Origin of the sequence: Streptomyces sp. NBC_00878, from assembly GCF_026341515.1 — a bacterium.
Taxonomy (GTDB): domain Bacteria; phylum Actinomycetota; class Actinomycetes; order Streptomycetales; family Streptomycetaceae; genus Streptomyces.
Window position 1 is genome coordinate 9,072,187 of the sequence record NZ_JAPEOK010000001.1, and the last position, 12,055, is coordinate 9,084,241.

At 69.5% G+C, this 12,055-nt stretch carries 9 protein-coding genes and 2 pseudogenes; 9 read left to right on the plus strand and 2 right to left on the minus strand.

What is annotated here, in order from left to right:
* Positions 1–51: 51 nt before the first annotated feature.
* From OHA11_RS39415 to rpsD, 5 genes are all read left to right on the plus strand, one after another.
* Positions 52–768, plus strand: a complete 717-nt coding sequence (locus OHA11_RS39415) for an MBL fold metallo-hydrolase (RefSeq protein ID WP_266504713.1) — start codon at positions 52–54, stop codon at positions 766–768.
* 13 nt (positions 769–781) lie between these two features.
* Positions 782–2,044, plus strand: a complete 1,263-nt coding sequence (gene hisS / locus OHA11_RS39420) for a histidine--tRNA ligase (protein WP_266504716.1) — start codon at positions 782–784, stop codon at positions 2,042–2,044.
* Between the two features lie 234 nt (positions 2,045–2,278).
* Positions 2,279–2,926, plus strand: a complete 648-nt coding sequence (locus OHA11_RS39425) for a vitamin K epoxide reductase family protein (protein ID WP_266504719.1) — start codon at positions 2,279–2,281, stop codon at positions 2,924–2,926.
* Between the two features lie 102 nt (positions 2,927–3,028).
* Positions 3,029–4,381, plus strand: coding sequence for a replication-associated recombination protein A (locus OHA11_RS39430; RefSeq protein ID WP_266504722.1), 1,353 nt, complete (start codon positions 3,029–3,031; stop codon positions 4,379–4,381).
* 356 nt (positions 4,382–4,737) lie between these two features.
* Positions 4,738–5,352, plus strand: a complete 615-nt coding sequence (rpsD, locus tag OHA11_RS39435; RefSeq protein WP_266504724.1) for a 30S ribosomal protein S4 — start codon at positions 4,738–4,740, stop codon at positions 5,350–5,352.
* Between the two features lie 33 nt (positions 5,353–5,385).
* Here the strand turns inward: rpsD and OHA11_RS39440 are convergent.
* Together OHA11_RS39440 and OHA11_RS39445 are read right to left on the minus strand one after the other, a co-directional pair.
* A pseudogene (locus OHA11_RS39440) lies at positions 5,386–6,610 on the minus strand (regulator); the annotation flags it as partial.
* A 450-nt stretch (positions 6,611–7,060) separates the two neighbouring features.
* Positions 7,061–7,877 (minus strand): annotated as a pseudogene (locus tag OHA11_RS39445) (AAA family ATPase); the annotation flags it as partial.
* A gap of 169 nt (positions 7,878–8,046) precedes the next feature.
* On the opposite strand from OHA11_RS39445, the gene OHA11_RS39450 reads away from it, so the two are divergent.
* Genes OHA11_RS39450 through ruvX form a run of 4 tightly spaced genes read left to right on the plus strand, consistent with a single transcriptional unit; the run spans position 8,047 to position 11,993 of the window.
* The gene (locus OHA11_RS39450) at positions 8,047–8,481 is read left to right on the plus strand and encodes a DUF948 domain-containing protein (RefSeq protein WP_266504727.1); all 435 of its coding nucleotides are present in this window, start codon (positions 8,047–8,049) and stop codon (positions 8,479–8,481) included.
* A gap of 7 nt (positions 8,482–8,488) precedes the next feature.
* A complete protein-coding gene (locus tag OHA11_RS39455; RefSeq protein WP_266504730.1) occupies positions 8,489–8,839 on the plus strand; it encodes a DUF6167 family protein in 351 nt (116 codons plus the stop codon).
* The gene (gene alaS, locus OHA11_RS39460; protein ID WP_266504732.1) at positions 8,839–11,511 is read left to right on the plus strand and encodes an alanine--tRNA ligase; all 2,673 of its coding nucleotides are present in this window, start codon (positions 8,839–8,841) and stop codon (positions 11,509–11,511) included. The genes OHA11_RS39455 and alaS overlap by 1 nt, the downstream gene beginning before the upstream one ends.
* A 17-nt stretch (positions 11,512–11,528) precedes the next feature.
* Complete coding sequence (gene ruvX / locus OHA11_RS39465; RefSeq protein WP_266507766.1) at positions 11,529–11,993, plus strand: Holliday junction resolvase RuvX; 465 nt, start codon at positions 11,529–11,531, stop codon at positions 11,991–11,993.
* The last annotated feature ends 62 nt before the right edge of the window (positions 11,994–12,055 follow it).

Here is a 12,055-nt window from a genome sequence, read left to right on the forward strand (position 1 = left end):
CTCTGATCCACAGCCGGGCCATTCCCCCGTACGACATACCGAAGGACGAACGTGCTCATTGCCGGGTTCCCCGCCGGAGCTTGGGGCACCAACTGTTATCTGGTCGCCCCCGCCGCAGGCGAGGAGTGCGTGATCATCGACCCGGGCCATCAGGCCGTCCAGGGCGTCGAGGACACGCTGAAGAAGCATCGGCTCAAGCCCGTCGCGGTCGTCCTCACCCACGGCCACATCGACCATGTCGCCTCGGTCGTCCCGGTGTGCGGAGCGCACGACGTACCGGCCTGGATCCACCCCGAGGACCGGTACATGATGAGCGACCCGGAGCGGGCGCTCGGCCGCTCGATCGGGATGCCGCTGATGGGCGAGCTGACCGTCGGGGAGCCGGACGACGTGTTGGAGCTGACGGACGGCGCCGCGCTGAAGCTGGCAGGCCTCGACTTCTCCGTCGCGCACGCGCCCGGCCATACGAAGGGGTCGGTGACCTTCCGGATGCCCGAGAACACGGAGATCCCGCCCGTGTTCTTCTCCGGGGATCTGCTGTTCGCCGGCTCCATCGGACGCACCGACCTGCCCGGCGGTGACATGGACGAGATGCTCGGCTCGCTGGCCCGTGTGTGCCTGCCGCTCGACGACTCGACCGTGGTGCTGTCCGGCCACGGCCCCCAGACGACCATCGGCCAGGAGCGCGCCACCAACCCGTACTTGCGGCAGGTGGCGGCGGCCGGCCCGGGAGCGGACCCGACCTCCGCTCCTCGACGAGGAATGTGACGAGAGACTTCCCGTGAGCACCTTCAAGGCCCCCAAGGGCACGTACGACCTGATTCCGCCGGACAGCGCCACGTTCCTCGCGGTGCGCGAGGCGATCGCCGCGCCGCTGCGGAACTCCGGTTACGGGTACATCGAGACGCCCGGATTCGAGAACGTCGAACTGTTCGCACGCGGGGTCGGTGAGTCCACCGACATCGTGACCAAGGAGATGTACGCCTTCGAGACCAAGGGCGGCGACCAGCTGGCACTGCGCCCCGAGGGCACGGCCTCTGTGCTGCGCGCCGCCCTCGAAGCCAACCTGCACAAGGTGGGCAACCTCCCCGTCAAGCTCTGGTACTCGGGCTCGTACTACCGCTACGAGCGGCCCCAGAAGGGCCGCTACCGTCACTTCTCGCAGGTCGGCGCCGAGGCCATCGGGGCCGAGGACCCGGCGCTTGACGCCGAGTTGATCATCCTGGCCGACCAGGCGTACCGCTCGCTCGGGCTGCGGAACTTCCGGATCCTCCTCAACTCGCTGGGCGACCAGGAGTGCCGTCCCGTATACCGGGCCGCGCTCCAGGACTTCCTGCGGGGGCTGAACCTGGACGAGGAGACGCTCCGCCGCGCCGAGATCAACCCGTTGCGGGTTCTCGACGACAAGCGTGATGACGTTCAGAAGCAGCTGGTCGGTGCACCCTTGCTGCGGGACTTTCTCTGCGACGCGTGCAAGGCGTACCACGAAGAGGTGCGCGAGCTGATCACGGCCGCCGGGGTCTCCTTCGAGGACGACGCGAAGCTGGTGCGGGGGCTGGACTACTACACCCGGACGACGTTCGAGTTCGTGCACGACGGTCTCGGTTCGCAGTCCGCGGTGGGTGGCGGCGGTCGCTATGACGGCCTGTCGGAGATGATCGGTGGTCCCGCGCTGCCGTCCGTCGGGTGGGCGCTCGGGGTCGACCGTACGGTCCTCGCGCTGGAGGCCGAGGGGGTGTCCCTCGAACTTCCCGCGTCCACCAGTGTGTTCGCGGTGCCGCTCGGGGACGAGGCTCGGCGGGTGCTCTTCCGGGTGGTCACGGAGTTGCGCAGGAACGGGGTCGCGGCCGACTTCTCCTACGGTGGCAAGGGGCTCAAGGGGGCGATGAAGAACGCGAACCGGAGTGGGGCGCGGTACACCGTCGTGGCCGGTGAGCGTGATCTCGCCGAAGGCGTCGTTCAGCTCAAGGACATGGAGTCCGGTGATCAGGTGGCGGTCGGTGTGAACGAGATCGTGGCGGAGCTGGAATCCCGGCTGAGCTGAGCCGGGTGGTTTTTCTCGCCCCCGCCGCCCCTACCCTGTCCCGTCCTTTCTGGGGGGCTCCGCCCCCAGACCCCCGTATCGGCCTGGACGGCCTCGTCCTCAAACGCCGGACGGGCTGGGTCGGGGCGGCGTCAACTTGGTGACTTGCTTATGTCCAGTGAACGGTGGACACACGCGCGTGTGCGGCACAATGACCGTGCCCGGAAAGCTCCCTCAAGCTACGGAAACGGCGTGATGAGCAAGACGACAGTCAGGGAAGGCATCAGCATCGACTCCCACGACCAGGAACGTGCCGGGGCCCCACGGTCCGTGGGCGGCGGTCGATTCCTCGCTCTTCTGCTGGTGATCACGGGCGCGGCCGGACTGCTGGCCTCCTGGGTCATCACCATCGACAAGTTCAAGCTGCTGGAGGACCCGAACTTCACCCCGGGCTGCAGCCTGAACCCGGTCGTCTCCTGCGGCAACATCATGAAGAGCGACCAGGCCTCCGCCTTCGGGTTCCCCAACCCGATGATGGGCCTCGTCGCCTACGGCATCGTGATCTGCGTCGGTATGAGCCTGCTCGGCCGCGCCACCTTCCCGCGCTGGTACTGGCTGACCTTCAACGCGGGCACGCTGTTCGGCGTCGGCTTCTGCACCTGGCTGCAGTACCAGTCGCTGTACAACATCAACTCGCTGTGCCTGTGGTGCTCCCTCGCCTGGGCCGCGACCATCATCATGTTCTGGGCCGTGACCTCGCACAACGTGCGCAACGGCTTCCTGCCGGCGCCGGGCTGGGTGAAGGGCTTCCTCGCCGAGTTCACGTGGGTGCTGCCGGTCATGCACATCGGGATCATCGGCATGCTGATCCTCACACGCTGGTGGGACTTCTGGACCAGCTGACATCGGTTGACCGACCGGCCGTCGCTGAACGACCTTCCGGCGGAACCGGTGAATTCCACCGGGCCGACGGCGTTGTCAGTGGCGTGACATAGGGTTTTGGACGTGGAGCCCGACCTGTTCACCGCCGCAGCCGAAGAACGCCAGGAGAAGGATCCGTCCAGCAGTCCCCTGGCGGTACGGATGCGCCCGCGCGTCCTCGACGAAGTCGTGGGCCAGCAGCATCTGCTGAAGCCGGGCTCACCCCTGCGCAGACTGGTCGGCGACGGCGGCGGTCCGGCGGGTCAGTCCTCGGTCATCCTCTGGGGGCCGCCCGGAACCGGCAAGACGACCCTGGCGTACGTGGTCTCCAAGGCCACCGACAAGCGTTTCGTGGAGCTCTCCGCGATCACCGCAGGCGTCAAGGAGGTCCGTGCGGTCATCGAGGGCGCCCGCCGTGCCACCGGAGGCTTCGGCAAGGAGACCGTCCTCTTCCTCGACGAGATCCATCGCTTCAGCAAGGCCCAGCAGGACTCCCTCCTCCCGGCCGTCGAGAACCGCTGGGTGACACTGATCGCCGCGACCACCGAGAACCCGTACTTCTCGGTGATCTCCCCGCTGCTGTCCCGCTCGCTGCTGCTGACGCTCGAACCGCTCACGGACGACGACCTGCGCGGGCTGCTCCGGCGGGCCCTCGCGGACGAGCGCGGCCTCAAGGAGGCGGTCACCCTCCCCGAGGACACCGAAGAGCACCTGCTGCGGATCGCCGGCGGCGACGCCCGCCGCGCGCTGACCGCGCTGGAGGCCGCCGCCGGGTCCGCGCTCGACAAGGGCGAGCCCCAGATCACCCTCCAGACCCTGGAGGAGACGGTCGACCGGGCGGCCGTGAAGTACGACCGCGACGGCGACCAGCACTACGACGTGGCGAGCGCCCTGATCAAGTCCATCCGCGGCTCGGACGTGGACGCCGCGCTGCACTACCTCGCCCGGATGATCGAGGCCGGCGAGGACCCCCGTTTCATCGCCCGCCGCCTGATGATCTCCGCCAGCGAGGACATCGGCCTGGCCGATCCGCACGCGCTGCCGACAGCGGTCGCCGCCGCCCAGGCCGTCGCCATGATCGGCTTCCCCGAGGCCGCGCTCACCCTCAGCCACGCCACCATCGCCCTCGCCCTGGCCCCGAAGTCGAACGCGGCGACGACGGCGATCGGCGCCGCCATGGAAGACGTACGCAAGGGTCACGCGGGCCCCGTGCCGATGCACCTGCGCGACGGCCACTACAAGGGCGCGGCCAAGCTCGGCCACGCGCAGGGGTACGTGTATCCGCACGACCTGCCCGAGGGAATCGCCGCCCAGCAGTACGCGCCGGAGGAGCTCAAGGACCGCGAGTACTACACCCCCACCCGCCACGGAGCCGAGGCGCGCTACGCGGACGCGGTGGAGTGGACCAGGAAGCACCTCGGTCGAGGGCGGTCCTGACCGGTCCTGGCCACCCTGTAGACTCCCTGAAGCGCTGCGTCCCGTGTCCGGTCTCTCTCTAACGAGGCGGCCGACATCACCAGAACGGGACATCCAGCCGGAGCCCTCACCGCAAGGCGGGGATTCCAGGAGCGTCGCGCACCGTCGAAGGTGTCGCGGGCAGCCCACCACCCTCCCGGATCTCCGGGAAACGGTCGGTGGGCAACTCGCGTGCTGCACGTATGTGCCCAGCACAGGGAGCGGCTGCCCCGCAGGTCCGACCGACCGGACCCGCAGGGTTTCCCTGGCTGCGGATTGCGACCTCCCCTAACCCTGGTGAAGCCGTATTCGCATCAGAAACATGAGGTGTTTGGTTCATGGCGAACCAGTCCCGCCCCAAGGTCAAGAAGTCGCGTGCCCTCGGCATCGCGCTGACCCCGAAGGCCGTCAAGTACTTCGAGGCCCGCCCCTACCCGCCGGGCGAGCACGGCCGCGGCCGTAAGCAGAACTCGGACTACAAGGTCCGTCTGCTCGAGAAGCAGCGTCTGCGCGCGCAGTACGACGTGTCCGAGCGCCAGCTCGTCCGCGCCTACGAGCGTGCCGCCAAGACGCAGGGCAAGACCGGTGAGGCCCTGGTCATCGAGCTGGAGCGTCGTCTCGACGCCCTGGTTCTGCGTTCGGGCATCGCCCGCACGATCTACCAGGCCCGCCAGATGGTCGTCCACGGCCACATCGAGGTCAACGGCCAGAAGGTCGACAAGCCGTCCTTCCGCGTCAAGCCCGACGACGTCGTGATGGTCCGCGAGCGCAGCCGCAGCAAGACGCTGTTCGAGGTCGCCCGCGCCGGTGGCTTCGCCCCCGACGGCGAGACCCCGCGCTACCTCCAGGTGAACCTCGGCGCCCTGGCCTTCCGCCTGGACCGCGAGCCGAACCGCAAGGAGATCCCGGTGATCTGCGACGAGCAGCTCGTCGTCGAGTACTACGCCCGCTGATCACCCTCAGCCGGATGTAGCACCACCTGTGCGTCAGCCCGCCGTCTCCCCGCCCTTCCGGGTGGGCGAGGCGGCGGGCTTTCGCGTGGTGTCCGGGAGCTCCGGCAGCCCGCGCGGCGGCGGCAGCGTACCGAGCAACTGCGGCCTGTCGGCCGAGCGCCCGGCCCACCGCGGCCTGTCGGCCGAGCAGCGCCCCGGCCCGTACGCACTCCTCGTACCGCTCGTCGCCCAGCCGCTCCCGGGCCGTCGCCTCGCACTGCTCGTGCGGGGCGTTGTAGTAGGCGGAGCCGAACAGCGGCAGGCCCACCGACGGCCACATCCGGGATGCCGCCCCCTGGAGGACCGCGGCCTCGGCGGCATCCCCCTCCGCCGCCGTGAGCAGCGCGAGCAGCTCCACCGCCAGGACGGTGCCGAGCAGATCGTGGAAGACGTGGTTGATGTCCAGGCACTCGACCAGCAACCGCCGGGCCTGAGGCAGATCGCCCTCGGTCCAGGCCGCGTACGCGAGGACGTACAGCGCGTACGCGAGGGGCCAGCGCTCCCCGTGGTCCGTACAGACCCGGCGCACGTCCTCGCACAGCCGTACCGCGCCCGGCAGATCACCCTGGAAGGCCAGCGTCATCGCCAGCTCGACCTGGCCCATCAGGACGTTGCTGTTGAGCTCGCCGATCTCCTGATAGCGGTCGAGCGCCGAACGCAGCAGCGTCTCCGCACGGGGCATGTCGTCGGTGACCAGCGCCAGACAGCCGGTGCGGTGCTCGGCGTAGGCCGGCGCGAGAGGATTGCCGCCGCTCTCCGCCTCCTCCCGGCACTCGGCGAGCGCGGCCAGAGCCGTCACCGTGTCGCCCTGGAGGATCGCCACATAGCCGAGCACCCACAGGGCCTTCAACCGCGACCGCTCGTGCTCGGTGTCGAGGAGCACGCTCCGCTCCAGCCAGTGCCGCCCCTCCGACAGCCGGCCGCAGCCGACCCAGTAGAACCAGAGCGTGCCCGCCAGATACTGGCCGAGATTCCCGCCGCCCGGCTCGGACAGACACTGCTCCAGGGCGCGGCGCAGATTCGGCAGCTCCGCCTCCACGCGCGCGGCCACCTCGCGCTGCCGGGGCGAGAACCAGTCCAGCTCGCACCGGGTCGCCGGGCCCCAAGGTACGAGGCGGGGTCGGCGCAGCTGAACTGTGCCGACCCCCGCCTGTGAGCTGGCCCGCCCCGTATACCGGTCCGTGTCCAGCATCCGTTGACGCCCTCTCCCACCCGATGGCAGGAGATTCTGGTCCGCACTGCTAGGCCCTGTCGTCAAACTCCCGCCTGCCACGCGACGCCACGCACGCTCCCCCACAGCCTTAAGGGCGTGGGAGGTGCCCCCACTCGCCGCACCGGGCACAGCCCCAAGTACGTCCAGTACGAGGGCCTGTGCCCGGCACTCCCCCAGCCTCCGGCCGGGGGGACCCCCAGAGCACGCACCTGACGCCGCATGGCCCGCCCTCCGGGCGGACGGCGGGAGTTTGACGACAGGACCTAGGCAGCGCCACCACGGGTTCCTGCTTCAACAGGCCTTCGCCGATCCGGCTGGACCGGTCTTACAGGGCCTCCACAGGCGTCACTTTCCGCCCGTCCGGCGGTAGACCCGACGACCTTGCCGTCGGATGAGGCGACCTAGCGGCGATCTGACACCCTCCGTGGCGTTACAGGTGGAATGCCCCCTCTGGCGCCGGAAACGGTCGTCGAGCCGGATCAGCAGATGCGCGGGGGAGAGGGTCCGCAGCCGTCCCGCCGCCAGCTCGACCGCGAGCGGGATGCCGTCGAGCCGTCGGCACAGTTCGAGCACGTCCGCACGGTTGCCGTCATGGAGGGTGAATCCCGGTGTGGTCAAGGCCGCGCGGTCCGCGAACAGCTCGGCCGCCTCCCGCTCGGTCAGCGGCGTCAACGGGAACAGCCGCTCGCCCTCCACCGTCAGCGGCCTGCGCCCCACGGCGAGCACCCGCAGCCCCGGCGCCCGGCGCAGCAACTCACCGACCAGCGAGGCACACACGTCCACCAGGTGCTCGAACCTGTCCAGTACGAGCAGGAGTTGACGCTTCGACAGATGGTCGAGCAGCACCTGGCGCGGCGGCCGGGACGTGTGATCCGTCAGACCCAGGGCCTCGACGACCGCGTACTCGACGAGCTCCGCCTCGCGCACCGCGGCCAGCTCCACGCTCCCCCACTCTCGGCTTCTCCCCCACTCTCGGCTTCGCTCGAGCGGGGGGACCCCATGAGCGGGGGGACCCCATGAGCGGGGGGACCCCCATGAGCGGGGGGACCCCCATCACCCCGTCGCGCGGCCGGGTCCTGGCCGCCGCACGCGCCGCCAGCCGCGACTTGCCGACCCCGCCAAGACCCGTCACGGTGACCAGGCGCGCCGCGCCCAGAGCCGCGCTCAACTGCGTGAGTTCGGCCGCGCGGCCCACGAACGCCTTGAGCTCCAGGGGCAGATTCCCGGCCCGATGACCGCCGGACCCCGCACCGGAACGCTGAGAACGTCGCATGGGGAACGGAGCGTACTCAAGCGTAAGCACTCCGTACAATCGCTTCGCGCAACTGCGCCTCCGGCGGGCGGTAATCCGGTACGGAGCGGCTGCCCCGGCGCGATAGGCTCGGGGGACGACTTTTCGATGTCTCCGATGTCGAGGCACGAATCCAGGGAGCGGGTGCGCAGTGTCCGGTGGAGAGGTGGCCGGGATCCTGGTGGCCGTCTTCTGGGCGATCCTGGTCTCCTTCCTCGCGGTGGCACTCGTGAGGCTGGCCCAGACGCTCAGGGCGACCACCAAGCTCGTCGCGGACGTGACCGACCAGGCCGTCCCGCTTCTGGCAGACGCCTCCACGGCCGTGCGCTCCGCACAGACCCAGATCGACCGGGTCGACGCCATCGCCTCGGACGTCCAGGAGGTCACGTCGAACGCGTCGGCGCTCTCCACGACCGTCGCGTCCACCTTCGGCGGCCCCCTCGTGAAGGTCGCGGCATTCGGCTACGGCGTGCGCCGGGCCATGGGCGGCCGCCGCGAGGACGCGCCCGCCAAGCCCGCGCGACGTACCGTGATCGTGGGCCGCACCGTCCCGTCGGCGCGACGGGGAAAGCGGAAGAAGGACTGACGCAGCGATGTTCCGCCGTACGTTCTGGTTCACCGCTGGCGCAGCCGCCGGTGTGTGGGCCACCACCAAGGTCAACCGCAAGCTCCGGCAGCTGACGCCCGAGAGCCTCGCGGCCCAGGCAGCCAACAAGGCACTCGAAGCGGGCCACCGCATCAAGGACTTCGCGCTCGACGTCCGCGACGGAATGGTCCAGCGGGAGGCCGAACTCGGCGAGGTGCTCGGACTGAACACCGATCCCGAACTGCCCTCCCCGCGGCGCGTCGCGGCCATCGAGAACAGCGACACCACGAAGTACCGCAAGAACCCGACGTACGTCGAGAGGTCGACGTACTCGTACAACCGGAATGAGGACCACTGATGGAGTCGGCCGAGATTCGTCGCCGCTGGTTGAGCTTCTTCGAGGAGCGCGGTCACACCGTCGTCCCTTCGGCGTCGCTCATCGCGGACGACCCGACTCTGCTCCTGGTCCCGGCCGGCATGGTGCCCTTCAAGCCCTACTTCCTGGGTGAGGTCAAGCCGCCGTTCGACCGCGCCACCAGCGTCCAGAAGTGCGTCCGCACGCCGGACATCGAAGAGGTCGGCAAGACCACCCGGCACGGCACGTTCTTCCAGATGTGCGGCAACTTCTCCTTCGGCGACTACTTCAAGGAAGGCGCCATCAAGTACGCCTGGGAGCTGCTCACCAGCCCCCAGGACAAGGGCGGTTACGGCCTGGAGCCGGAGAAGCTCTGGATCACCGTGTACCTGGAGGACGACGAGGCCGAGCGCATCTGGCACGACGTCGTCGGTGTGCCCAAGGAGCGCATCCAGCGCCTCGGCAAGAAGGACAACTACTGGTCCATGGGCGTCCCGGGCCCCTGCGGCCCGTGTTCCGAGATCAACTACGACCGCGGCCCCGAGTTCGGCGTCGAGGGCGGCCCGGCCGTCAACGACGAGCGGTACGTGGAGATCTGGAACCTCGTCTTCATGCAGTACGAGCGCGGCGAGGGCACCTCGAAGGAGGACTTCGAGATCCTCGGCGACCTGCCGAGCCAGAACATCGACACCGGCCTCGGCCTGGAACGCCTCGCCATGATTCTGCAGGGCGTGCAGAACATGTACGAGATCGACACCTCCATGGCCGTCATCAAGAAGGCCACCGAGCTGACGGGTGTCGAGTACGGCGCCGCCCACGGCTCCGACGTCTCGCTGCGCGTGGTCACCGACCACATGCGCACGTCCGTGATGCTCATCGGTGACGGCGTCACCCCGGGCAACGAGGGCCGCGGCTATGTCCTGCGCCGCATCATGCGCCGCGCCATCCGCAACATGCGCCTGCTGGGCGCCACGGGTCCGGTGGTCAAGGACCTCGTCGACACCGTCATCTCGATGATGGGCCAGCAGTACCCCGAGCTCGTCACCGACCGCGAGCGCATCGAGAAGGTCTCCGTCGCCGAGGAGAACGCCTTCCTCAAGACGCTGAAGGCCGGCACGAACATTCTCGACACCGCTGTCACGGAGACCAAGGCCGCCGGCGGCGCGCAGCTGCCCGGCGACAAGGCCTTCCTGCTCCACGACACCTGGGGCTTCCCCATCGACCTCACCCTGGAGATGGCCGCCGAACAGGGCCTCTCCGTGGACGAGGACGGTTTCCGGCGCCTGATGAAGGAGCAGCGGGAGCGGGCCAAGGCCGACGCCAAGTCCAAGAAGACCGGGCACGCCGACATGGGCGCCTACCGCGAGATCGCCGACGCCGCCGGCGAGACCGACTTCATCGGCTACTCGGACACCGAGGGCGAGTCCACGGTCGTCGGCATCCTCGTCGACGGTGTCTCCTCGCCGGCCGCCACCGAGGGCGACGAGGTCGAGATCGTCCTCGACCGCACCCCGTTCTACGCCGAGGGTGGCGGCCAGATCGGCGACACCGGCCGCATCAAGGTGGACACCGGTGCCGTCATCGAGATCCGCGACTGCCAGAAGCCGGTCCCGGGCGTGTACGTCCACAAGGGCGTCGTCCAGGTCGGCGAGGTGACCGTCGGTGCCAAGGCCCAGGCCGTCATCGACGTACGCCGCCGCACGGCCATCGCCCGTGCCCACTCGGCCACGCACCTCACGCACCAGGCCCTGCGCGACGCCCTCGGCCCGACGGCCGCCCAGGCCGGTTCCGAGAACCAGCCCGGCCGTTTCCGCTTCGACTTCGGCTCCCCGGCCGCCGTACCCACGGCCGTGATGACGGACGTCGAGCAGAAGATCAACGAGGTGCTCGCCCGCGACCTGGACGTGCACGCCGAGATCCTGAGCATCGACGAGGCCAAGAAGCAGGGCGCCATCGCCGAGTTCGGCGAGAAGTACGGCGAGCGCGTCCGCGTCGTCACCATCGGCGACTTCTCCAAGGAACTGTGCGGCGGCACGCACGTCCACAACACCGCCCAGCTGGGCCTGGTGAAGCTGCTCGGCGAGTCGTCGATCGGTTCCGGCGTACGCCGTATCGAGGCCCTGGTGGGCGTCGACGCCTACAACTTCCTCGCCCGTGAGCACACGGTCGTCGCCCAGCTCCAGGAGCTGATCAAGGGCCGTCCGGAAGAGCTCCCGGAGAAGGTCTCCGCGATGCTCGGCAAGCTGAAGGACGCCGAGAAGGAGATCGAGAAGTTCCGCGCCGAGAAGGTGCTCCAGGCCGCCGCCGGTCTTGCCGGGTCCGCCAAGGACGTTCAGGGCGTCGCCCTGGTCACCGGCCAGGTCCCGGACGGCACGACCGCCGACGACCTGCGCAGGCTGGTCCTCGACGTCCGCGGCCGCATCCAGGGCGGACGGGCCGTCGTGGTCGCCCTCTTCACCACCGTGGGCGGCAAGCCGCTGACGGTCATCGCCACCAACGAGGCCGCCCGCGAGCGCGGCCTCAAGGCCGGTGACCTGGTGCGTGCCGCCGCCAAGACCCTCGGCGGCGGCGGTGGCGGCAAGCCGGACGTCGCCCAGGGCGGCGGTCAGAACCCGGCCGCCATCGGTGACGCCGTCGACGCCGTCGAGCGCCTCGTGGCCGAGACAGCCAAATGAGCGAGGGCGAGCGGGTCATGCGCCGCGGCCGCCGTCTCGCCATTGACGTAGGGGATGCCCGGATCGGGGTCGCCTCGTGCGACCCCGACGGGATCCTCGCCACTCCGGTGGAGACCGTGCCGGGACGCGATGTCCCCGCCGCCCACCGGCGGTTGAAGCAGCTCGTCGAGGAGTACGAGCCGATCGAGGTCGTCGTCGGACTTCCTCGCTCCCTCAAGGGGGGCGAGGGCCCGGCCGCCGTCAAGGTCCGTGCCTTCGCGCAGGACCTCGCCCGGGGTATCGCACCTGTTCCGGTGCGGCTCGTGGACGAGCGGATGACCACGGTGACGGCCAGTCAGGGACTGCGCGCCTCGGGCGTGAAGTCCAAGAAGGGCAGATCGGTCATCGACCAGGCAGCGGCCGTGATCATCCTCCAGCAGGCACTGGAGTCCGAACGGGCGTCGGGTAGATCTCCGGGCGAGGGCGTCGAAGTGGTCAGCTGATCGCGGTACGGTAACGTTCCGCGCGATGCGGTGGTGTTCGATTAACCTCCGCACAGAAGAGA

Coding starts and splice junctions, on each gene's coding strand:
- ruvX (WP_266507766.1), top strand. CDS start 11,529: ATGCGCCGCGGCCGCCGTCTCGCCATTGACGTAGGGGATGCCCGGATC.
- alaS (WP_266504732.1), top strand. CDS start 8,839: ATGGAGTCGGCCGAGATTCGTCGCCGCTGGTTGAGCTTCTTCGAGGAG.
- OHA11_RS39425 (WP_266504719.1), top strand. CDS start 2,279: ATGAGCAAGACGACAGTCAGGGAAGGCATCAGCATCGACTCCCACGAC.
- OHA11_RS39455 (WP_266504730.1), top strand. CDS start 8,489: ATGTTCCGCCGTACGTTCTGGTTCACCGCTGGCGCAGCCGCCGGTGTG.
- rpsD (WP_266504724.1), top strand. CDS start 4,738: ATGGCGAACCAGTCCCGCCCCAAGGTCAAGAAGTCGCGTGCCCTCGGC.